This window comes from Pseudomonas sp. NBRC 111124 (assembly GCF_001320245.1).
GTDB lineage: Bacteria > Pseudomonadota > Gammaproteobacteria > Pseudomonadales > Pseudomonadaceae > Aquipseudomonas.
The window spans coordinates 143,947-165,115 of sequence record NZ_BCBA01000042.1 but is presented as its reverse complement, the minus strand read 5'-3'; the positions used below and the strand labels follow the sequence as shown (position 1 = coordinate 165,115).

23 protein-coding genes are annotated in these 21,169 nt (G+C 62.5%); 22 read left to right on the top strand and 1 reads right to left on the bottom strand.

The annotated features are described in order from the left end of the window. Positions 1–10 precede the first annotated feature (10 nt). From secD to APH28_RS17395, 3 genes are all read left to right on the top strand, one after another. Positions 11–1,873: a protein translocase subunit SecD gene (gene secD / locus APH28_RS17405; RefSeq protein ID WP_060511430.1), complete on the top strand. Its 1,863-nt coding sequence runs from the start codon at positions 11–13 to the stop codon at positions 1,871–1,873. Positions 1,874–1,883: 10 nt separating this feature from the next. Then, positions 1,884–2,792, top strand: coding sequence for a protein translocase subunit SecF (gene secF / locus APH28_RS17400; protein WP_060511428.1), 909 nt, complete (start codon positions 1,884–1,886; stop codon positions 2,790–2,792). A 120-nt stretch (positions 2,793–2,912) separates the two neighbouring features. After that, entirely contained in the window at positions 2,913–3,455 is a 543-nt protein-coding gene (locus APH28_RS17395; protein WP_027920285.1) for a glycine zipper 2TM domain-containing protein, read from the top strand. Positions 3,456–3,513: 58 nt separating this feature from the next. On the opposite strand, the gene suhB is transcribed toward APH28_RS17395, so the two are convergent. Beyond that, positions 3,514–4,332, bottom strand: coding sequence for an inositol-phosphate phosphatase (gene suhB, locus APH28_RS17390; protein ID WP_060511426.1), 819 nt, complete (start codon positions 4,330–4,332; stop codon positions 3,514–3,516). A 151-nt stretch (positions 4,333–4,483) separates the two neighbouring features. Between suhB and trmJ the strand changes: the two genes are divergently transcribed. The 19 genes from trmJ to der all read left to right on the top strand — a co-directional run bounded on the left by trmJ (position 4,484) and on the right by der (position 21,048). Next, on the top strand, positions 4,484–5,254 hold the full coding sequence (gene trmJ / locus APH28_RS17385) for a tRNA (cytosine(32)/uridine(32)-2'-O)-methyltransferase TrmJ (RefSeq protein ID WP_060511501.1): 771 nt from the start codon (positions 4,484–4,486) through the stop codon (positions 5,252–5,254). 3 nt (positions 5,255–5,257) lie between these two features. Continuing rightward, positions 5,258–6,043 carry a serine O-acetyltransferase gene (gene cysE, locus APH28_RS17380; protein WP_060511424.1) on the top strand — a complete coding sequence of 262 codons (786 nt, stop codon included), beginning with the start codon at positions 5,258–5,260 and terminating at the stop codon, positions 6,041–6,043. Between the two features lie 179 nt (positions 6,044–6,222). After that, complete coding sequence (gene iscR, locus APH28_RS17375) at positions 6,223–6,714, top strand: Fe-S cluster assembly transcriptional regulator IscR (RefSeq protein WP_060511422.1); 492 nt, start codon at positions 6,223–6,225, stop codon at positions 6,712–6,714. A 46-nt stretch (positions 6,715–6,760) separates the two neighbouring features. Continuing rightward, positions 6,761–7,975 (top strand): IscS subfamily cysteine desulfurase, encoded by a 1,215-nt coding sequence (locus APH28_RS17370; RefSeq protein ID WP_060511420.1) that lies wholly within the window; start codon positions 6,761–6,763, stop codon positions 7,973–7,975. Positions 7,976–8,021: 46 nt separating this feature from the next. Continuing rightward, positions 8,022–8,408, top strand: coding sequence for a Fe-S cluster assembly scaffold IscU (iscU, locus tag APH28_RS17365; RefSeq protein WP_007929523.1), 387 nt, complete (start codon positions 8,022–8,024; stop codon positions 8,406–8,408). 35 nt (positions 8,409–8,443) lie between these two features. Next, a complete protein-coding gene (gene iscA / locus APH28_RS17360) occupies positions 8,444–8,767 on the top strand; it encodes an iron-sulfur cluster assembly protein IscA (protein ID WP_060511418.1) in 324 nt (107 codons plus the stop codon). Between the two features lie 8 nt (positions 8,768–8,775). Then, a complete protein-coding gene (gene hscB, locus APH28_RS17355) occupies positions 8,776–9,297 on the top strand; it encodes a co-chaperone HscB (protein WP_016501398.1) in 522 nt (173 codons plus the stop codon). A gap of 42 nt (positions 9,298–9,339) precedes the next feature. Then, positions 9,340–11,202, top strand: a complete 1,863-nt coding sequence (gene hscA / locus APH28_RS17350) for a Fe-S protein assembly chaperone HscA (RefSeq protein ID WP_060511416.1) — start codon at positions 9,340–9,342, stop codon at positions 11,200–11,202. Between the two features lie 3 nt (positions 11,203–11,205). Then, the gene (gene fdx, locus APH28_RS17345) at positions 11,206–11,547 is read left to right on the top strand and encodes an ISC system 2Fe-2S type ferredoxin (RefSeq protein ID WP_027920278.1); all 342 of its coding nucleotides are present in this window, start codon (positions 11,206–11,208) and stop codon (positions 11,545–11,547) included. Positions 11,548–11,557: 10 nt separating this feature from the next. Then, positions 11,558–11,758: a Fe-S cluster assembly protein IscX gene (iscX, locus tag APH28_RS17340; protein ID WP_016393987.1), complete on the top strand. Its 201-nt coding sequence runs from the start codon at positions 11,558–11,560 to the stop codon at positions 11,756–11,758. Positions 11,759–11,847: 89 nt separating this feature from the next. Continuing rightward, positions 11,848–12,273: a nucleoside-diphosphate kinase gene (gene ndk, locus APH28_RS17335; RefSeq protein WP_011532343.1), complete on the top strand. Its 426-nt coding sequence runs from the start codon at positions 11,848–11,850 to the stop codon at positions 12,271–12,273. A 28-nt stretch (positions 12,274–12,301) separates the two neighbouring features. Beyond that, the gene (gene rlmN, locus APH28_RS17330) at positions 12,302–13,447 is read left to right on the top strand and encodes a 23S rRNA (adenine(2503)-C(2))-methyltransferase RlmN (protein WP_060511414.1); all 1,146 of its coding nucleotides are present in this window, start codon (positions 12,302–12,304) and stop codon (positions 13,445–13,447) included. Between the two features lie 13 nt (positions 13,448–13,460). Next, positions 13,461–14,222 (top strand): type IV pilus biogenesis/stability protein PilW, encoded by a 762-nt coding sequence (gene pilW / locus APH28_RS17325; protein WP_060511412.1) that lies wholly within the window; start codon positions 13,461–13,463, stop codon positions 14,220–14,222. After that, complete coding sequence (locus tag APH28_RS17320) at positions 14,219–15,217, top strand: RodZ domain-containing protein (RefSeq protein WP_060511410.1); 999 nt, start codon at positions 14,219–14,221, stop codon at positions 15,215–15,217. Before pilW ends, APH28_RS17320 begins: the two co-directional genes overlap by 4 nt. Before the next feature lie 3 nt (positions 15,218–15,220). Then, positions 15,221–16,330, top strand: coding sequence for a flavodoxin-dependent (E)-4-hydroxy-3-methylbut-2-enyl-diphosphate synthase (gene ispG, locus APH28_RS17315; RefSeq protein WP_060511408.1), 1,110 nt, complete (start codon positions 15,221–15,223; stop codon positions 16,328–16,330). Between the two features lie 24 nt (positions 16,331–16,354). After that, positions 16,355–17,644, top strand: a complete 1,290-nt coding sequence (gene hisS, locus APH28_RS17310; protein ID WP_060511406.1) for a histidine--tRNA ligase — start codon at positions 16,355–16,357, stop codon at positions 17,642–17,644. A gap of 39 nt (positions 17,645–17,683) precedes the next feature. Further along, complete coding sequence (locus tag APH28_RS17305) at positions 17,684–18,325, top strand: tetratricopeptide repeat protein (RefSeq protein WP_060511404.1); 642 nt, start codon at positions 17,684–17,686, stop codon at positions 18,323–18,325. Continuing rightward, entirely contained in the window at positions 18,326–19,468 is a 1,143-nt protein-coding gene (gene bamB, locus APH28_RS17300) for an outer membrane protein assembly factor BamB (protein WP_060511402.1), read from the top strand. 116 nt (positions 19,469–19,584) lie between these two features. After that, entirely contained in the window at positions 19,585–21,048 is a 1,464-nt protein-coding gene (der, locus tag APH28_RS17295) for a ribosome biogenesis GTPase Der (RefSeq protein WP_060511400.1), read from the top strand. The last annotated feature ends 121 nt before the right edge of the window (positions 21,049–21,169 follow it).

The following is a 21,169-nucleotide window of genomic DNA, read 5'->3' as shown; positions in this document are numbered from 1 at the left end:
GGGCGGCGTGATGCTGAACAAATACCCTCTGTGGAAATACGCACTGATCCTGGTGGTACTGGCGATCGGTTTCATTTATTCCGCTCCCAATCTCTACCCGGATGATCCGGCGGTGCAAGTCAGCGGTGCCAGCTCGGCGCTGCAGGTCAACCAGGCCGACCTCGATCGCGTCAGCAAGGCGCTGGTCGATGCCGGTATCACCGTCAAGGGCGCGAGCCTGGGTGAGAAGGGCAGTGGGCTGATTCGCCTGACCAACCAGGAAGATCAACTGCCAGCCAAGGATGTAGTGCGCAAGGCACTGGGCGATGATTACGTCGTGGCCCTGAACCTGGCCCAGACTACCCCGCAGTGGCTGCGCAACCTGGGTGCAAGCCCGATGAAGCTGGGCCTGGACCTGTCCGGTGGTGTGCACTTCCTGCTGGAAGTGGACATGGACAAGGCCATGAGCGCCCGCATGAAAGTCTACGAAGGCGAGGTCAAGACCTTGCTGCGCAAAGAGCGCATCCGCTACCGCAGCCTGCCGCAGCAGGATGGCGGTGTGATGCTGGGCTTCGCTGACGATGCTACCCGCGAACAGGCACGTGCCCTGATCCGCAAGAATTTCAATGATTTCGACCTGACCACCACCGAGCGCAACGAGCTCGCCGTGCTGCGTCTGGCGCTGACCCAGGCGAAAGTCGCCGAGATCCGCGAATACTCGATCAAGCAGAACCTGACCACTGTCCGCAACCGTGTGAACGAACTGGGCGTGGCCGAGCCGCTGGTGCAGCGCCAGGGTGCCAACCGCATCGTGGTCGAGCTGCCAGGTGTGCAGGACACTGCCGAAGCCAAGCGTATCCTCGGCAAGACTGCCAACCTGGAGTTCCGCTTCGGTGCCGAGCCGGGTGCTTCCAAGGCCACTACCGAGGTCTTCGAATTCCGTGAAGGCAACCGTTCCGCTGCAGTCGAGCGTGGCCTGATCATCACTGGTGACCAGGTTACCGACGCCCAGGCCAGTTTCGACGAGCACGGTCGCCCACAGGTGAACATCCGCCTGGATGGCCACGGTGGTGAGCTGATGAGCCGCGCAACCCGCAGCAACGTCGGCCGCAGCATGGCGGTGATCTTCATCGAGCAGAAGCCGGTCACCCGCTACGTCAAGCAGACCGTCGACGGCGTTGAGAAGGACGTTGCCGTACAGAGCTTCCAGGAAGAGAAGAAGATCATCAGCCTGGCGACCATCCAGTCGCCGCTGGGCAGCCAGTTCCGCATCACCGGCCTGAACGGCCAGGGTGAATCGTCGGAACTGGCCCTGCTGCTGCGTGCCGGTGGTCTGGCCGCGCCGATGTACTTCGCCGAAGAACGTACCATTGGCCCAAGCCTGGGTGCCGACAACATCACCAAGGGTATTGATGCGTCGCTGTGGGGCATGCTGTTCGTCTCGCTGTTCATCATCGCCATCTACCGCGGCTTCGGCGTGATCGCCACCATCGCCCTGGCAGGCAACATGGTGCTGCTGCTGGCGCTGATGTCGTTGCTCGGCGCGACCCTGACCCTGCCGGGTATTGCCGGTATCGTGTTGACCATGGGTATGGCGGTGGACGCCAACGTGCTGATCTTCTCGCGTATCCGCGAGGAGCTGAATGCCGGCATGTCGGTGCAGCGCGCCATTCACGAAGGCTTCAACCGCGCCTACACCGCGATCATCGACGCCAACCTGACCAGCCTGCTGGTCGGCGGCATCCTGTTCGCCATGGGTACCGGCCCGGTCAAGGGCTTCGCGGTCACCATGTCCCTCGGGATTTTCACCTCGATGTTCACCGCCGTCATGGTGACCCGTGCAATGGTCAACCTGACCTGCGGCGGGCGTGACATCAAGAAGCTGTGGGTTTGAGGGAGCTGCGATGAAAACCATCAATTTCATGGGCGTGCGCAATGTCGCGTTCGCCATTACCGTGCTCCTCACCGTGCTGGCGCTGTTCAGCTGGTGGCAGAAGGGCCTGAACTTCGGCCTGGACTTCACCGGCGGTACGCTGATCGAGCTGACCTACGAACGCCCGGCCGACCTCAAGGCAGTCCGTGCCGAGCTGGTCGATTCCGGCTTCCACGAGGCCGTGGTGCAGAGCTTCGGCGCCACCACCGACCTGCTGGTGCGCATGCCGGGCGACGACCCGCAGCTGGGTGCCAAGGTTGGCGCGGCCCTGCAGAAGGCCGGTGGCGACAACCCGGCCACCCTCAAGCGCGTCGAGTTCGTCGGCCCGCAGGTGGGTGAAGAGCTGCGCGACCAGGGCGGCCTCGGCATGCTCCTGGCACTGGGCGGCATCCTCATCTACCTGGCCTTCCGCTTCCAGTGGAAGTTCGCCGTGGGCGCGATCGTCTCGCTGATCCACGACGTGGTGGTAACCCTGGGTATCCTGTCGTTCTTCCAGATCACCTTCGACCTGACGGTGCTCGCGGCGGTGCTGGCGATCATCGGTTACTCGCTGAACGACACCATTGTCGTCTTCGACCGGGTACGTGAGAACTTCCGCGTGATGCGCAAGGCCTCGCTGATCGAGAACATCAACGTCTCGACTACCCAGACCCTGCTGCGCACCATCGCCACCTCGGTTTCGACCTTGCTGGCCATCGCTGCGCTGCTGTTCTTCGGTGGCGACAACCTGTTCGGCTTCTCCCTGGCATTGTTCATCGGTGTCATGGCCGGTACCTACTCGTCGATCTATATCGCCAACGTGGTGCTGATTTGGCTCAACCTGAACAGCGAAGACCTGATCCCGCCGGTGAAAAACGAAGGCGTAGATGACCGTCCTTAACGGCTAGCCCTACACCGTTCGGCGACCAAAAAGGCGCGAGTGTTGAACTCGCGCCTTTTTTTTCGCTCCAAGGCTGGGAGAAAGCGGAGCACGCTCCGCGGGTATGATCAGGAGGTTCATGTGAACAAATCAATGCTGGTGGGTGCGGTACTGGGTGCTGTCGGTGTAACTGCCGGAGGTGCTGTGGCGACCTACAGCTTGGTGAACAAGGGGCCTGAGTACGCCCAGGTCACCGACGTGCAACCGATCAAACAGCAGGTCAAAACCCCGCGCGAGGTCTGCAAGGACGTCGCTGTCACGCGTCAGGCGCCGGTCAAGGACCAGCACCAGATCGCCGGTACCGTGGTCGGTGCCCTCGCCGGCGGTTTGCTGGGTAACCAGATCGGTGGCGGCACCGGCAAGAAGATCGCTACCGTGGCCGGTGCGGTCGGTGGTGGTTATGCCGGGAACAAGGTGCAGGAAGGCATGCAGCAGCGTGACACCTACACCACCACGCAAACCCGCTGCAACACGGTCAACGACATCAGTGAGAAGGTGGTGGGCTACAACGTCAAATACACCATCGGCGACCAGGTCGGCCAAGTGAAGATGGACCGCGAGCCGGGTTCGACCATTCCGTTGGACAAGAATGGCAAGCTGATCCTCAGCGAAGCCGGGCAGTAAGCGCCGGGCATAAAAAAAGCACCCCGAGGGGTGCTTTTTTTTTGCCTGCAATCGGCGCTTAGCGCTTCATGTGCTCTGGCAGGTGTGGCTGGATAGCGGTCAGTACGGCCTTGAAGCACTTGATGTTGCCTGCAACGATGTGGCCTTTGTCGAGGAAATCGTGGCCACCGTTGAAGTCGCTCACCAGGCCACCGGCTTCCTGGATCAGCAGCACGCCTGCCGCCATGTCCCACTCGGACAGGCCCGACTCCCAGAAGGCATCGAAACGGCCGGCGGCCACGTAGGCCAGGTCCAGGCTGGCGGAGCCTGCGCGGCGGATGCCGGCGGTCTGGCCAGTCAGGGCGCGGAACATGCCCAGGTAGTTGTCCATGTCAGCCATCTGGTTGTCACGGAACGGGAAGCCGGTGCCCAGCAGGGCGCCTTCCAGGCTGGTGCGCGAGCTGACGCGCAGGCGGCGGCCATTGAGCTGGGCGCCACGGCCACGGCTGGCGGTGAATTCTTCCTGGCGAACCGGGTCGACGATTACCGCGTGCTCGAGGCGGCCACGGTATTTGCAGGCGATGCTGACTGCGAAGTGCGGGATGCCACGCAGGAAGTTGGTGGTGCCGTCCAGTGGATCGATGATCCACAGGTAGTCCTTGCCTTCTTCGCCGGTGCCGGCGTGCAGGCCGGTTTCTTCACCTTGAATGGAGTGGTTCGGGTAGGCCTTGCGCAGGGCGTTGACGATGCTCTGCTCGGCGGCACGATCCACTTCGGAGACGTAGTCCTTGGCCTCTTTCTCGTCGACCTTGATGGTATCCAGGCGTTCGATGGAGCGGAAAATCAGTTCACTGGCGCTGCGAGCGGCGCGCAGGGCGATATTCAGCATAGGCTGCATGGGCGGGTCACCTGGAGATGTTAAAGAAGAAAGCCGAACATTCTAGCAGAAAAGTTTGGCGGCAGAAGTGTCACATTTGCTTTCATGGCGTTACGCTGGTCGGTTCTGTAAGATCGATTTCCCCCAAACCTGCATCTGTGAGCACAACACCTTGCTGCAAAATATTCGTGTTGTTCTGGTCAATACCAGCCACCCCGGCAACATCGGCGGCGCTGCGCGTGCCATGAAAAACATGGGCTTGTCGCGTCTGGTGCTGGTGCAGCCAAAAGAGTTCCCGTCCGGCGACGCCACCGCGCGCGCCTCGGGTGCCGACGACATCCTGGCCAATGCCCAGGTGGTCGACAGCCTTGAAGACGCGCTGGTCGGCTGCAGCCTGGTCATGGGTACGAGCGCCCGTGAGCGCAGTATCCCCTGGCCGCTGATCGACCCGCGCGAATGCGGGGCCAAGGCCGTCGAGCACGCCACTGGCGGTGAAGAAATCGCCCTGGTGTTCGGGCGCGAGCACGCCGGCCTGACCAACGAAGAACTGCAGCGATGTCACTTCCACGTGCACATTCCCTCGAACCCCGACTTCAGCTCGCTGAACCTTGCCGCCGCGGTCCAGGTGCTCTCCTATGAGGTGCGCATGGCCTGGCTGGCAGCCGAAGGCGCGCCCTCGAAAGTCGAGAAGTTCGACGCCAACTCGCTGCGCAGCAACGAGCTGGCGACCATGGACGAAATGGAGCTGTTCTATGAACACCTGGAGAAAACCCTGGTGGACATTGGCTTCCTCGACCCCGAGAAGCCCAAGCACCTGATGCCGCGCCTGCGCCGGCTGTACGGGCGCAGCTCGGTCAATCGTTCGGAAATGAGCATTTTGCGCGGCATCCTCACCGAGACCCAGAAGGTGGTCCGGGGCGAGCCGCATAAACGGAAGGACTGACAGATGTTCGAACGTCTGCGTGAAGATATCCAGAGCGTATTCCATCGCGACCCGGCGGCGCGCAATGCTTTCGAGGTGCTGACCTGCTACCCGGGCATGCATGCCATCTGGCTGCACCGCCTAGGCAATGCTCTGTGGAAACGCGACTTCAAATGGCTGGCCCGGCTGGTGTCGAACTTCGGCCGCTGGTTGACCGGTATCGAGATCCATCCCGGTGCGACCATTGGTCGGCGCTTCTTCATCGACCACGGCATGGGCATCGTCATCGGCGAAACCGCGGAGATCGGTGACGATGTCACCCTTTATCAGGGCGTGACCCTGGGTGGCACCAGCTGGAACAAGGGCAAGCGCCATCCGACCCTGGAAAACGGCGTAGTGGTAGGGGCGGGCGCCAAGGTGCTCGGGCCGTTCACCGTGGGTGCCGGGGCCAAGATCGGCTCCAATGCGGTGGTGACCAAGGCGGTTCCGGCGGGTGCCACTGCGGTCGGCATCCCGGGGCGGATCATCGTCAAGAGCGAAGACAGCGAACTCGAGGCCAAGCGCAAGGCCATGGCCGAGAAGATCGGCTTCGATGCCTACGGCGTCAGCGGCGACATGCCGGACCCGGTTGCCCGTGCCATCGGCCAGATGCTCGACCACCTGCAGGCCGTCGACGAGCGCCTGGAGGGCATGTGCGGCGCGCTGACCAAGATGGGCAGTGACTACTGTGCCAAAGAGTTGCCGAAGTTGCCGGAAGACGACTTCGCGGTCGAAACCCAGGCCGCCCAGCGCGACACTCAGTCGCATTGATTGCGCCGCAGTGAAGTCACTCTGACATATGGGGCGTGTGCTCACGCCCTGTTACTGCTACAATCGCGCCCGCCTTCCCGATGCAAACCCGACTAAAGCAGTAGGTCTAATAGTTGACTTAAATGCTCGGGAATCGCATACTCGCACACATCCCGTAACTCCCGTGGTACCCATTAGCCATGCGACTGACTACCAAAGGCCGATACGCCGTCACTGCCATGCTTGACCTGGCACTGCACGCGCAGCATGGGCCTGTGTCTTTGGCCGACATTTCCGAGCGCCAGGGCATTTCCCTCTCTTATCTGGAACAGCTGTTCGCCAAGCTGCGCCGCAGCAGCCTGGTCTCCAGTGTGCGCGGTCCGGGTGGTGGCTACCAGCTGTCGCGCGGCATGGAAACCATCGAGGTGGCCCAGGTCATCGATGCGGTCAACGAATCGGTTGATGCCACCCGTTGCCAAGGCCTCGGGGATTGCCATGCCGGTGATACCTGCCTGACCCACCACCTGTGGTGCGACCTCAGCCAGCAGATCCATGAATTCCTCAGCGGCATCAGCCTGGCCGACCTCGTCATGCGCCGTGAGGTGCAGGAAGTCGCCCAGCGCCAGGACCTGCGGCGTGTCGCAGGCCGTACTGCCCAGCTGGACAAGATTGAGACGTCCGCCGTCGACTGACTGATTAACAGTGACGAGCGACGCCACCGCCTGATAGGAGATACCCATGAAGTTGCCGATCTACCTCGATTACTCCGCTACCACGCCGGTCGACCCTCGCGTCGCCCAGAAGATGGCCGACTGCCTGCTGGTCGACGGCAACTTCGGTAACCCGGCCTCGCGTTCCCACGTATTCGGCTGGAAGGCCGAAGAAGCGGTCGAGAACGGCCGCCGCCAGGTTGCCGAGCTGATCAACGCCGACCCGCGCGAAATCGTCTGGACCAGCGGTGCCACCGAGTCTGACAACCTCGCGCTGAAAGGCGTGGCGCATTTCTATCAGAGCAAGGGCAAGCACATCATCACCTCCAAGATCGAGCACAAGGCGGTCCTGGACACCGCTCGCCAGCTCGAGCGTGAAGGTTTTGAAGTCACCTACCTGGAGCCGGGTGAAGACGGCATCGTCACCCCGGCCATGGTCGAAGCTGTTCTGCGCGACGACACCATTTTGGTCTCGCTGATGCACGTGAACAACGAAGTCGGCTCGATCAACGACATCGCCGCCATCGGTGAACTGACCCGTTCGCGCGGCGTACTGTTCCACGTCGACGCCGCCCAGTCGGCCGGCAAGGTTGAGATCGACCTGCAGAAGCTGAAGGTCGACCTGATGTCGTTCTCCGCGCACAAGGTCTACGGCCCTAAAGGTATCGGCGCGCTGTACGTCAGCCGCAAGCCGCGCGTGCGTCTGGAAGCCATCATTCACGGCGGTGGCCATGAGCGCGGCATGCGTTCGGGCACCCTGCCGACCCACCAGATCGTCGGCATGGGCGAAGCCTTCGCCATTGCCAAGCAGGAAATGGCCGCCGAGAACGTGCGCATCAAGGCCCTGAGCGACCGCTTCTTCAAGCAGGTCTCGGACCTCGAAGAACTGTACGTCAACGGCAGCAAGACTGCCCGCGTACCGCACAACCTGAACCTGAGCTTCAACTACGTCGAAGGCGAGTCGCTGCTGATGTCCCTGAAGGACATCGCCGTATCGTCCGGCTCGGCCTGTACCTCCGCTTCGCTCGAGCCATCGTATGTACTGCGCGCTCTGGGTCGTAACGACGAGCTGGCGCACAGCTCGATCCGCTTCTCCTTCGGCCGCTTCACCACCGAAGAAGAAGTCGACTACGCCGCGCAGCAAGTCTGCATGGCGGTTAACAAACTGCGTGAGCTGTCGCCGCTGTGGGACATGTACAAAGACGGCGTTGACATCTCCAAGATCGAGTGGGCCGCCCACTAAGCAGTCGCCGGCAAGAGCGGCTCCCTGATGAGGAAGGAATTGCACCATGGCATACAGTGAAAAGGTCATCGACCACTACGAAAACCCACGCAACGTCGGCAAGATGAACGCCGAGGACCCGGATGTCGGTACTGGCATGGTCGGCGCCCCAGCGTGCGGTGACGTGATGCGTCTGCAGATCAAGGTCAACGAGCAAGGCATCATCGAAGATGCCAAATTCAAGACCTACGGTTGCGGTTCGGCCATCGCCTCCAGCTCCCTCGCCACCGAGTGGATGAAGGGCAAGACCCTGGACGAAGCCGAAACCATCAAGAACACCCAGCTGGCGGAAGAACTGGCGCTGCCGCCAGTGAAGATCCACTGCTCGGTACTCGCCGAAGATGCCATCAAGGCAGCCGTTCGCGACTACAAGCAGAAGAAAGGCTTGATCTAAGCCGCCCGTTGCAAGGTAAGAGTCAAGGAGTTCCGATGGCTATCAGCATGACAGAAGCCGCCGCCAACCACATTCGCCGCTCCCTCGACGGGCGCGGCAAGGGTGAGGGCATTCGCCTGGGCGTGCGCACCACCGGCTGCTCGGGCCTGGCCTACGTGCTGGAGTTCGTCGACGAGCTGGCGGATGAAGACACCGTTTTCGAGAACCATGGCGTCAAGGTGATCATTGATCCCAAGAGCCTGGTCTACCTCGACGGTACCGAGCTGGACTTCGTCAAGGAAGGGTTGAACGAAGGCTTCAAGTTCAACAACCCCAACGTGCGCGGTGAGTGTGGCTGCGGCGAAAGCTTCAACGTTTGAGGCTGGCCGTGGGTACTCCTTGTCATTACGCTCTGTTTGACCTCCAGCCCTGCTTCCGTCTGGACCTCGACAAGCTGGCCACTCGCTATCGCGAGCTGGCCCGCGAGGTCCATCCGGACCGCTTCGCCGATGCTTCCGAGCGCGAGCAGCGGGTAGCGTTGGAAAAGTCCGCGGCCCTCAACGACGCCTACCAGACCCTGCGCAGTGCGCCGCGCCGTGCCCGCTACCTGCTGGCCATCGGTGGCCACGAAGTGCCCCAGGAAGTCACGGTCCATGACCCGGACTTCCTGTTGCAGCAGATGCAGTGGCGCGAAGAGCTCGAAGAACTGCAGGACGAAGCCGACCTCGATGGCGTGGCCGTGTTCAAGAAGCGCCTGAAGGGCGCACAGGACACGCTGAACGAGGATTTCGCCGCCTGCTGGGATGTGCCTGCCGAGCGCGACAAGGCCGAGCGCCTGATGCGCCGCATGCAGTTCCTCGACAAGCTCGCCCAAGAAGTGCGCCAACTGGAAGAGCGCCTCGACGATTAACCCGGTGTCGCCCGTGATGACGCCTAAGGTATTCAGATAAGCATGGCCCTACTGCAGATCGCCGAACCCGGTCAAAGCCCTCAGCCGCACCAGCGTCGCCTGGCGGTGGGGATCGACCTGGGTACCACCAATTCTCTGGTCGCTGCCGTGCGCAGCGGTCGCAGCGAGCCCCTGCCCGATGCGCAGGGCAACGTCATTCTGCCGTCGGCAGTGCGTTACCTGGCTGGCCACAACGAAGTCGGCCTGGCCGCGCGTGAGGCGGCCTCCAGCGACCCGCTGAACACCGTGCTGTCGGTCAAGCGCCTGATGGGCCGTGGCCTGGCAGACGTGAAACAGCTCGGCGAGCAGCTGCCGTACCGCTTCATTGGCGGCGAATCGCACATGCCGTTCATCGACACCGTCCAGGGGCCGAAAAGCCCGGTGGAAGTGTCCGCTGACATCCTCAAGGTGCTGCGCGAGCGTGCCGAAGCCACCTTGGGTGGTGAGCTGGTGGGCGCGGTGATCACCGTGCCGGCCTATTTCGACGACGCCCAGCGCCAAGCCACCAAGGATGCCGCGCGCCTGGCCGGCCTGAACGTGTTGCGCCTGCTCAACGAGCCGACCGCCGCTGCCGTGGCCTATGGCCTGGACCAGAACGCTGAAGGTCTGGTGGCTATCTATGACCTGGGTGGCGGTACCTTCGATATCTCGATCCTGCGCCTGACTGCCGGTGTGTTCGAGGTGCTGGCTACCGGTGGCGATACCGCCCTGGGCGGCGACGATTTCGACCACGCCATCGCTGGCTGGATCATCGAGCAGGCTGGCCTGTCCGCCGATCTCGACCCGGCCACCCAGCGCCAGCTGCTGCAGGCCGCCTGCGCCGCCAAGGAAGCCCTGACCGACGCTGATACTGTCCGCGTCAGCCATGGCGCCTGGTCTGGCGAGCTGAGCCGCACCGCCTTCGAAGCCATGATCGAGCCCCTGGTGGCGCGCAGCCTGAAAGCCTGTCGCCGCGCCGTACGCGACAGTGGCGTCGAGCTGGAGGAAGTGGGCGCAGTGGTGATGGTCGGTGGCTCTACCCGTGTGCCGCGTGTGCGCGAAGCCGTGGGTGCGCTGTTTGGCCGCACCCCGCTGACGTCGATCGACCCGGACCAGGTGGTGGCCATCGGCGCCGCCATTCAGGCCGACACCTTGGCTGGCAACCGCCGCGAAGGGGGTGAGCTGCTGCTGCTTGATGTGATCCCGCTTTCCCTGGGCCTCGAGACCATGGGTGGGCTGATGGAGAAGGTGATCCCGCGCAACACCACCATTCCGGTGGCCCGCGCCCAGGAATTCACGACTTACAAAGACGGCCAGTCGGCCATGATGATCCATGTCCTGCAGGGTGAGCGCGAGCTGATCAGCGACTGCCGCTCCCTGGCGCGCTTTGAGCTGCGCGGTATACCGGCCATGGTTGCCGGTGCCGCCAAGATTCGCGTGACCTTCCAGGTCGATGCAGATGGTCTGCTCAGCGTTGCCGCCCGTGAATTGGGCTCGGGCGTGGAAGCCAGCATCCAGGTCAAGCCGTCCTACGGCCTGACTGATGGTGAGATTGCCCGCATGCTCAAGGATTCCTTCGAGTACGCAGGTTCTGACAAGCAGGCGCGCCAACTGCGTGAGCACCAGGTCGACGGCGAACGCCTGCTTGAAGCGGTGCAGGGCGCCCTGGACGCCGACGGTGAGCGCCTGCTCAGCGAAGACGAGCGGGTAGCTATCGAGTACCAGATGCAAGAATTGCGTGATTTGCTCAGCGGCACCGATGGCGCGGCCATCGAGCAACAGACCAAGCGTCTGTCGCAGGTGACCGATGCTTTTGCCGCCCGTCGCCTTGATTCGACGGTCAAAGCCGCACTGGCCGGGCGCAACCTGAATGAGATCGAGGAGTAACCGATGCCCCAGGTGATTTTCCTGCCGCACGAGAAGTTCTGCCCGGACGGGCTGGTGGTCGAGGTGGAGCCAGGGACCAACATCCTTGAGCTGGCCCACGAGCACCACATCGAAATGGAAAGTGCGTGTGGCGGCGTGTGCGCCTGCACCACCTGCCACTGCATCGTGCGCGAAGGCTTCGACTCGCTCGAGGAAGCCGACGAGCTGGAAGAGGATATGCTGGACAAGGCCTGGGGGCTGGAGGCGCAATCGCGCCTCGCTTGCCAGGTGATCGTCGGTGAGGACGACCTCACCATCGAACTGCCCAAATATACGCTCAACCACGCTGCCGAAGCGCCGCACTGAGGTTTGCCCGATGAGCTTGAAATGGATTGATGTACTTGAGATCGCCATTCAGCTTGCAGAAAGCAAGCCGGAAGTCGATCCTAAATATGTGAATTTCGTCGATCTGCACCGCTGGGTGCTGGCCTTGCCAGAATTCAGCGACGATCCGTCACGTGGCGGTGAGAAAGTGCTCGAGGCCATCCAGGCGGCCTGGATTGAAGAAGCCGACTAAGCGCGACGCTGCAGGTTAGGCAATCCCCTGGAACCCGCGTATAATTCGCGGGTTTAATTTTTGTAACACTCAATATTCTGGAGTTTTCCATGGCTGTTCAACGTACTTTCTCGATCATCAAGCCTGACGCCGTTGCCAAAAACGTTATCGGCAAGATCACCACCCGCTTCGAAGAAGCCGGCCTGAAAATCGTTGCCTCGAAAATCAAGCAACTGTCCAAAGCCGAAGCCGAAGGCTTCTACGCCGAGCACAGCGCTCGTGGCTTCTTCGGTGACTTGGTTGCCTTCATGACTTCCGGACCAGTCGTTGTTCAGGTTCTGGAAGGCGAAAACGCCATCGCTCTGAACCGTGAGCTGATGGGCGCTACCAACCCTAAAGAAGCTGCTCCAGGCACCATCCGTGCTGACTTCGCCGAGTCGATCGACGCCAACGCCGTTCACGGTTCGGACTCCGAAGCTGCCGCTGCTCGCGAAATCGCTTACTTCTTCGCTGCTACCGAGGTAACCACTCGCTAAGCGAAAGCTTACGGGTGAGGGTGAATCCATGACGACATCTACTGGCAAAATCAACCTGTTGGGGCTGACCCAGCCGGAAATGGAAAAGTTCTTCGACTCGATAGGGGAGAAGCGCTTCCGTGCCGGTCAGGTGATGAAATGGATTCACCATTTTGGCGTGTCCGACTTTGCGGCCATGACCAACGTAGGCAAGGTCTTGCGCGAAAAGCTCGAGGCCGTTGCCGAGATTCGCCCCCCGGAAGTGGTCAGTGAAGACATTTCCGCCGACGGCACCCGTAAATGGGTGATCCGCGTTGCCTCCGGCAGCTGCGTCGAGACCGTCTATATTCCCACCGACGACCGCGGTACCCTCTGCGTTTCGTCGCAAGCCGGCTGCGCCCTGGACTGCAGCTTCTGCTCCACCGGCAAGCAAGGCTTCAACAGCAACCTCACCGCCGCCGAAGTGATCGGCCAGGTGTGGCTTGCGAACAAATCCTTCGGGACCGTCCCTGCCAAGATCGACCGCGCGATTACCAACGTGGTGATGATGGGCATGGGCGAGCCCCTGCTGAACTTCGACAACGTCATCGCCGCCATGCACATCATGATGGATGACCTTGGCTATGGCATTTCCAAGCGTCGCGTCACTCTGTCCACCTCGGGCGTTGTGCCGATGATCGACGAACTGGCCAAGCACATCGACGTCTCCCTTGCGCTGTCGCTGCATGCGCCGAACGACGAACTGCGCAACCAGCTGGTGCCGATCAACAAGAAGTACCCGCTGAAGATGCTTCTGGAATCGTGCATGGGCTACATGTCGACCCTTGGCGGCAAGCGCGTGCTGACCATCGAGTACACCCTGCTCAAGGACGTCAACGACCAGCCCGAGCATGCGGCGCAGATGATCGAACTGCTGCGCGACGTACCGTGCAAGATCAACCTGATCCCGTTCAACCCGTTCCCGCATTCGGGCTACGAGCGGCCGAGCAACAACGCGATCCGCCGCTTCCAGGACCTGCTGCACCACGGCGGCTTCAACGTCACCACCCGCACCACCCGTGGCGACGATATCGACGCCGCCTGTGGTCAGCTGGTCGGCCAGGTCAACGACCGTACCCGCCGCAGCGAGCGCTACATCGCCGTCCGCCAGCTGTCCGCTGACGCCGAGCTGCAAGACAGCGCCGTGAGCCACTGAGTCCGGCCTTGCCATGAGCCTGCGCGCTGCGCTGTCGATCCTTGCGCTTTCGCTGCTGGCCGGCTGCGTGTCGGGCGGCGCGGGCGATCCCCTGGCCAACCGCCAGGGGCGGGCGGAGGCGGGGCGGGCCTACACGCAACTTGGTCTGGGATATTTGCAACAAGGTTTGACCCAGCAGGCCAAGGCCCCCTTGGGCAAGGCCTTGGCGCTGGATGCCGATGATGCCGACGCCCACACGGCCCTGGCCATGGTGTTCCAAACCGAAGCCGAGCCTGCCCTTGCCGAGGCCCACTTCAAGAAAGCGCTGGCATCCCGCCCGGGCGACACGCGAATTCGCAACAATTACGGCAGTTTCCTATATGCTCAGCAACGTTTTGCCGAAGCCGAGCAGATGTTTCGCCTGGCCAGTGCCGATACCCTGTATCCTGAACGTTCGCGGGTGTACGAGAACCTTGGCCTGACGGCCTTGAAGCTCGACGATCGCGACCAGGCGCATGCGTATCTGACCAAGGCCCTGCAACTCAACCGTCGCCAGCCCAGAGCGTTGCTGGAAATGGCTGAGTTGTCCTACGAAAACAGGCATTATGTGCCGGCCCGAGACTACTACGATCGTTTCAGCCAGTTGAGCGATCAAGACGCCCGTAGCCTTTTGCTGGGCAGCCGCCTTGCCCGGGTGTTCGACGAGCAGGGCACCCTGGCCGATCTGGGCCAGCAATTACAACGACTTTATCCCGGTACGCCGGAATATCAGCAATACCTGTCGGAGCAACGATGAAAGCCGCGCATCCCGAAGTAGCAGCAGCGACTGGCCAGAACCCCGGTGAGCTGTTGCGCCAGGCCCGCGAGAGTCGGGAGTGGTCGCAAGCCGAGGTGGCCCGCAAGCTCAACCTCACCGTAAGTTCGTTGAACCACGTGGAAACCGGCGCCTTCGACAAGCTGCCCGGGCACACCTTCGCTCGTGGTTACATCCGCGCCTACGCCAAATTGATGGACATGGACCAGGCATCGCTGGTCGAGGCCTTCGACCAGTACACCGGCACCCACGCCAAGGGCAGCGAAGTGCATTCGCTGGGTCGTATCGAAGAACCGGTGCGCCTGTCGCACAACATCATGCGCGGCGTCACCCTGTTGCTATTGGTCGCCGTGGTTGGCGGCAGCTTCATCTGGTGGCAGGACCAGGGCAGCATGAAGGGCAAGGACCTGGCCAAGATGGCCCTTGAGCATGTAGAAGTCGAAAGCGCCGACGGCACCACCCAGATCCACCCGCTGGACGAGCCTGAAGATCAGGCAGTGACCGCAGGCCAGCAACCTGAGAGCGCACCGCTGCCACTGGAGCAGGCCCCTGCCGAGGCGGCTGCTGAAACCGCCCCTGCGACCACTGCATCTGCACCTGCTCCCGCCCCGGTTCAGCAGGCACCCGTTCATGCTGCCGCGCCAGCCCCGGCACCAGCAGCGCCGGCTGCGCCAGTGGCCAGCGTGCCAGCGGTCGCCGCCGTCGAGCCTGCCGCCCCTGCGGCGGTGCCGGCCGGCAGCGCCAAGGTTGCAATACAGTTCACTGCCGATTGCTGGACCCAGGTGTCCGATGGCAACGGCAAGGTGCTGTTCAGCGCTATCAAGCGCAAGGGGGACAACCTCGAGCTGAACGGCAAGCCGCCGTTCGCTGTACGCCTGGGCTTTGCCCGTGGCGCCCAGGTCAGCTACAACGGCCAGGCCGTCGATGTTGCCCCGTTCACCAGTGGCGAGACCGCTCGCCTGAAGTTGGGACAGTAAGTCATGCACGGCGAATCTCCGATCAAACGTCGCGAATCCCGCAAAATCTGGGTCGGCAATGTGCCGGTGGGTGGTGATGCCCCCATCGCTGTGCAGAGCATGACCAACACCGACACCAACGATGTCATGGCCACCGTGGCGCAGATTCAGCGCCTGGTCGATGCCGGCGTCGACATCGTCCGCGTCTCGGTGCCGGACATGGACGCCGCCGAGGCGTTCGGCAAGATCAAGCAGCGGGTAAGCGTGCCGCTGGTTGCCGATATCCATTTTGACTACAAGATCGCCCTGCGTGTGGCAGAGCTTGGCGTCGATTGCCTGCGCATCAACCCCGGCAACATCGGCCGTGAAGACCGCGTGCGCGCGGTGGTCGATGCTGCCCGCGACCGCGGTATCCCGATCCGTATCGGCGTCAACGCCGGTTCCCTGGAAAAGGACCTGCAGAAGAAGTACGGCGAGCCAACCCCGGCCGCGCTGGTCGAATCGGCCCTGCGTCACGTCGAGCACCTCGACCGCCTGGACTTCCAGGACTTCAAGGTCAGCGTCAAGGCCTCCGACGTGTTCATGGCCGTTGAAGCCTACCGCCTGCTGGCCAAGCAGATTATCCAGCCGCTGCACCTGGGGATCACCGAAGCCGGTGGTCTGCGCTCGGGAACGGTGAAATCCGCCGTCGGCCTCGGTATGCTGCTGGCCGAAGGCATTGGCGATACCATCCGTATCTCGCTGGCGGCCGACCCGGTCGAGGAAGTGAAGGTCGGCTACGACATCCTCAAGTCGCTGCACCTGCGTTCGCGTGGCATCAACTTCATCGCCTGCCCGAGCTGTTCGCGGCAGAACTTCGATGTGGTCAAGACCATGAACGAGCTGGAAGGGCGCCTGGAAGACCTGCTGGTGCCGCTGGACGTGGCGGTGATCGGTTGCGTGGTCAACGGCCCCGGCGAAGCCAAGGAAGCCCACGTGGGCCTGACCGGTGGCACGCCGAACCTGATCTACATCGACGGCAAGCCGGCGCAGAAACTGACCAATGACAACCTGGTCGATGAGCTGGAGAAGCTCATCCGCCAGAAAGCGGCCGAAAAGGTCGAGGCTGACGCGGCGCTGATCGCCCGCAGCTGACACACAGATTCGTAAGGACTTTTCGTGAGCAAATCGCTGCAAGCCATCCGTGGCATGAACGACATCCTGCCAGAGCAGTCGCCGCTCTGGCGCTACTTCGAAGGCACCGTCGCCGGCCTGCTGGATACCTACGGGTACAGCCAGATCCGCACGCCGATCGTCGAGTTCACCGAGCTGTTCAAGCGCTCGATTGGTGAAGTCACCGACATCGTCGAAAAAGAGATGTATACCTTCGAAGACCGCAACGGCGATTCGCTCACCCTGCGCCCAGAAGGCACCGCCGCCTGCGTGCGCGCCGTGCTGGAGCATGGCATCACCGGCAACGGCCAGGTGCAGAAGCTCTGGTACATCGGCCAGATGTTCCGCCACGAGCGCCCGCAGAAGGGCCGCTACCGCCAGTTCCACCAGATTGGCGTGGAAGTGTTCAACCTGGACGGTCCGGACATCGACGCCGAGCTGATCATGCTCACCTGGCGCCTGTGGGGCCTGCTGGGTATCCAGGACGCGGTCAAGCTCGAGCTCAACAGCCTGGGCACCAGCGAAGCCCGTGCCCGCTACCGTGACGCGTTGGTCGATTTCCTCTCAGCGCGCCTGGAGCAGCTCGACGAAGACAGCCAGCGCCGCCTCAAGAGCAACCCGCTGCGCATTCTCGACAGCAAGGACCAGGGCACCCAGGCGGTGCTGGTCGGCGCGCCGAAGCTGGAAGACTACCTGGACGAAGATTCCCGCGTGCACTTCGAGGGCCTCAAGGCACGTCTCGACGCCGCGGGTATCCCGTTCGTAATCAACACCAAGCTGGTACGCGGCCTGGACTACTACAGCAAGACCGTGTTCGAGTGGGTCACCGACAAGCTCGGCGCCCAGGGCACCGTCTGTGCCGGTGGTCGTTACGACGGCCTGGTCGAGCAGATGGGCGGCAAGCCGACCACTGGCGTTGGTTTTGCCATGGGTATCGAGCGCCTGATCCTGCTGCTGGAAACCCTCGGCAAGGTCCCCGAGTCGATCAACCGCACCATCGACGTTTACCTGTGTGCCTTCGGCGAGCAGGCGGAACTGGCCGGCCTGCGCCTGTCCGAAAGCCTGCGCGATCGCTTGCCGGGCCTGCGCCTGGCGGTCAACGCCGGTGGTGGCAGCTTCAAAAGCCAGTTCAAGAAAGCCGACAAGAGCGGCGCCTTGTTTGCCCTGATCCTCGGCGACGACGAACTGGCCAAGCAAGAGATCGGCCTGAAGCCCCTGCGTGGTCAGGGCGAACAACAGAACATTGCCTGGGATGCTCTTGCTGAGCACCTGGAAACCGCGATCGCCCAGGCGTAACGCGGTTCAACAAGCGAATAGGCGAAAAGGAGTATTGGGGTGTCGAGTACCGATGATGATGACCTGGCAGGGGTCAAGGACTGGTGGAACCGCAACGGCAAACCGCTGCTGACTGGCGCATTGCTGGCCGGTGTGGTGGTGCTGGGCTGGAACACCTGGCACAAGTACCAGAGCAACCAGTCGCAAGGTGCCTCTCAGCTGTATCAGGCATTGCTTGAGACCAGCCTGACGCCGAACGGTCAGCCAGACGCAACCAAGGTTGCGGAGCTGGCAGGCAAGCTCAAGAGCGAGTTTGGCGGTACTGCGTACGCCCAGTATGGCAGCCTGTTCGTGGCCAAGGTCGCGGTCGAGAGCGGCAAGCTCGACGACGCCGCTACCGAGCTGAAGGGTGTGCTGGACAAGCCGGCCGACGTCACCCTCGGCGAAATTTCGCGCCAGCGCCTGGCGCGGGTGCTCGCCGCCCAGAACAAGGCCGAAGAGGCCCTCAAGCTGCTCGACGGCGATGCTGACAAGGCATTCCTGGCCAGCCGTGAAGAGTTGAAGGGTGACCTGCTGGTGCAGCTGGGCCGCGGTGACGATGCCCACAGTGCCTACGAAAAAGCCAAGGCCGCGCTGTCTGACGAAGCAGCGGTCGGTGGCCTGCAACTGAAGCTGGATGACCTGGCCAAAGGGGACGCGTAAGTGATCGGTTGGAAACAAGCAGCAGTGCTGACCCTGGCCGTGCTGGCCGCAGGTTGCAGCAGCAACAGCAAGAAGGAACTGCCTCCGGCCGAGCTGACCAAGTTCACCGAAGAAGTGGTGCTGAAAAAGCAGTGGAGCCGTTCGATTGGTGACGGCCAGGGTGAAACCTACAACACCCTGGTTCCGGCCATCGAAAACGACCGTATCTACGCCTCCGACGTCAACGGCGAAGTCTTCGCCCTCGACCGCATCACCGGTGATGTGGTGTGGAAGAAGGACCTCGAGCTGCCGGTTTCCGGCGCTGTCGGCGTGGGCTATGGCCTGGTGATGCTCGGCACCCTCAAGGGTGAAGTGGTTGCCCTGGACTCCAGCACCGGTGAAGAGCGCTGGCGCTCGCGTGTGACCAGTGAAGTGCTGGCACCGCCGGCCAACAACGGTGACGTCGTCGTGGTGCAGACCCAGGACGATCGCCTGATCGGCCTTGACGCCAGCACCGGCGACCGCCGCTGGATCTACGAAAACACCCCGGCCGTGCTGACCCTGCGTGGCACCGGCGCGCCGATCGCCACCAACCGTCTGGCCGTCGCCGGCCTGTCCACCGGCAAAGTGGTGGCGGTGGACATCAACAACGGCGTGCCAGTGTGGGAGAGCCGCGTGGCCATCCCGCAGGGCCGTTCCGAGCTGGACCGCGTGGTCGACATCGACGGCGGCCTACTGCTGTCCGGTGGTACCCTGTACGTCAGCACCTACCAAGGCCGCGTTGCCGGCCTGGACCTGGAAAGCGGCCGTGTGCTGTGGCAGCGCGATGCCTCTAGCTACGTGGGTGTTGCCCAGGGCTACGGCAACGTCTATGTCAGCGAAGCCACCGGTACCGTTGAAAGTGTCGACGAGCGCTCTTCCAGCGCGCTGTGGACCAACGATTCGATGGCCCGCCGTCAGTTGACCGCGCCTGAAGTGTTCTCCAGCTACGTGGCTGTCGGTGACTTCGAGGGTTACCTGCACCTGCTGAGCCAGGTCGATGGCCGCTTCGTCGGCCGTGAGCGTATCGACAGCGATGGCCTGCGCGCCCGCCCACTTGTGGTCGGCGACACCATCTACGTCTTCGGCAACAGCGGCAAGCTCGAGGCACTGACCATCCGCTGAAGCTATGCTTGAAGCCTTGGCGGGCTTCAAGCCGCGGCGTAGGACACGCCGCCCGAACTCCGGCCGCTGCCTTGCAGCGGCCTTTGCATTTTCAAGAATTCAAGAGTGGAGAGCCGATGGTTCCCGTAATTGCCCTGGTGGGCCGCCCGAACGTCGGCAAATCCACCATGTTCAACCGCCTGACCAAAACCCGCGATGCCATCGTCGGTGACCTGTCGGGCCTGACCCGTGACCGCCAGTATGGTGATGCCAGCTGGCAAGGTCGTTCCTTCATCCTGATCGACACCGGCGGTATCACCGGTGACGAAGTGGGCATGGACGAGAAGATGGCCGAGCAGTCGCTCATGGCCATCGAAGAAGCCGACTATGTGCTGTTCCTGGTCGACGCCCGTGCCGGCATGACCGCCGCCGACCAGATGATTGCCGAGCACCTGCGCAAGCGCAACAAGGCGGCGATTCTGGTGGCCAACAAGATCGACAACATCGACCCCGATGTTGCGCGTGCCGAGTTCTCGCCGATGGGCATGGGCAACGCCATTCCGGTGGCGGGCTCTCAGGGCCGTGGTATCAGCGCCTTGATGGAAGCCGTGCTGGGCCACCTGCCGCGTGACGCCGAGGAAGAAGCCCTTGACCAGGACGTCGCAGAAGGCGAGGAGGCCGTGCGCATTCCTGGCCCAAGCGAGAAAGATGGCATCAAGATCGCCATCATCGGCCGCCCGAACGTTGGCAAGTCGACCCTGGTCAACCGCATGCTCGGCGAAGAGCGCGTGGTGGTGTATGACGAGCCGGGTACTACCCGTGACAGTATCTACATCCCGTTCGAGCGTGATGGCGACAAGTACACCTTCATCGACACTGCCGGTGTGCGCAAGCGCGGCAAGATCCACGAGGAAGTCGAAAAGTTCTCGGTGGTGAAGACGCTGCAGGCGATCAAGGACGCCAACGTCGTCATCTTCGTCATGGACGCCCGTGAGGGCGTGGTCGACCATGACCTGAACCTGCTGGGCTTCGCCCTCGAGGCCGGCCGCGCCATCGTCATCGCCCTGAACAAGTGGGATGGCATGGAGCCGGGTGAGCGCGCTTACGTGAAGACCGAGCTGGAGCGCCGGCTGTTCTTCGTCGACTTCGCCGACATCCACTTCATCTCCGCCTTGCACGGCACCGGCGTGGGCAACCTGTACAAGTCGGTGCAGGCCGCGTTCACCTCGGCTGTGACCCGCTGGCCAACCAGCCGCCTGACGCAGATCCTCGAAGATGCTGTCAGCGAGCACCAGCCACCGCTGGTCAACGGCCGCCGCATCAAGCTGCGCTATGCCCACCTCGGTGGTGCCAACCCGCCGCTGATCGTGATCCACGGCAACCAGACCGAGAGCATTCCCAAGTCGTACTCGCGCTACCTGGAAAACACCTACCGCCGCGTGCTGAAGCTGGTCGGTACGCCGATCCGTATCGAGTACAAAGGCGGTGAGAACCCGTACGAGGGCAAGAAAAACACCCTCACCGATCGCCAGGTCAACAAGAAGCGCCGCCTGATGTCGCACCACAAGAAGGCTGAGAAGAAGCGCCGCGACAAGCGCTGATTCCGCGTATGCCTCTTCGCGGGCTAGCCCGCGAAGAGGCCCGTTGATCCAGCGCAATACCCATTGTTTCAACCTTTTTCCTGACCGCTCGATCCGCTATGCTCGGACTCCACCCCGTGCC

What these genes read in the sequence shown, in the direction of transcription:
- der (WP_060511400.1), top strand. Translation starts at nt 19,585, where the DNA reads ATGGTTCCCGTAATTGCCCTGGTGGGCCGCCCGAACGTCGGCAAATCC.
- ispG (WP_060511408.1), top strand. Translation starts at nt 15,221, where the DNA reads ATGCACGGCGAATCTCCGATCAAACGTCGCGAATCCCGCAAAATCTGG.
- ndk (WP_011532343.1), top strand. Translation starts at nt 11,848, where the DNA reads ATGGCTGTTCAACGTACTTTCTCGATCATCAAGCCTGACGCCGTTGCC.
- APH28_RS17370 (WP_060511420.1), top strand. Translation starts at nt 6,761, where the DNA reads ATGAAGTTGCCGATCTACCTCGATTACTCCGCTACCACGCCGGTCGAC.
- APH28_RS17320 (WP_060511410.1), top strand. Translation starts at nt 14,219, where the DNA reads ATGAAAGCCGCGCATCCCGAAGTAGCAGCAGCGACTGGCCAGAACCCC.
- secD (WP_060511430.1), top strand. Translation starts at nt 11, where the DNA reads ATGCTGAACAAATACCCTCTGTGGAAATACGCACTGATCCTGGTGGTA.
- iscA (WP_060511418.1), top strand. Translation starts at nt 8,444, where the DNA reads ATGGCTATCAGCATGACAGAAGCCGCCGCCAACCACATTCGCCGCTCC.
- secF (WP_060511428.1), top strand. Translation starts at nt 1,884, where the DNA reads ATGAAAACCATCAATTTCATGGGCGTGCGCAATGTCGCGTTCGCCATT.
- cysE (WP_060511424.1), top strand. Translation starts at nt 5,258, where the DNA reads ATGTTCGAACGTCTGCGTGAAGATATCCAGAGCGTATTCCATCGCGAC.
- rlmN (WP_060511414.1), top strand. Translation starts at nt 12,302, where the DNA reads ATGACGACATCTACTGGCAAAATCAACCTGTTGGGGCTGACCCAGCCG.
- hscA (WP_060511416.1), top strand. Translation starts at nt 9,340, where the DNA reads ATGGCCCTACTGCAGATCGCCGAACCCGGTCAAAGCCCTCAGCCGCAC.
- fdx (WP_027920278.1), top strand. Translation starts at nt 11,206, where the DNA reads ATGCCCCAGGTGATTTTCCTGCCGCACGAGAAGTTCTGCCCGGACGGG.
- iscR (WP_060511422.1), top strand. Translation starts at nt 6,223, where the DNA reads ATGCGACTGACTACCAAAGGCCGATACGCCGTCACTGCCATGCTTGAC.
- iscX (WP_016393987.1), top strand. Translation starts at nt 11,558, where the DNA reads ATGAGCTTGAAATGGATTGATGTACTTGAGATCGCCATTCAGCTTGCA.
- suhB (WP_060511426.1), bottom strand. Translation starts at nt 4,332, where the DNA reads ATGCAGCCTATGCTGAATATCGCCCTGCGCGCCGCTCGCAGCGCCAGT.
- pilW (WP_060511412.1), top strand. Translation starts at nt 13,461, where the DNA reads ATGAGCCTGCGCGCTGCGCTGTCGATCCTTGCGCTTTCGCTGCTGGCC.
- iscU (WP_007929523.1), top strand. Translation starts at nt 8,022, where the DNA reads ATGGCATACAGTGAAAAGGTCATCGACCACTACGAAAACCCACGCAAC.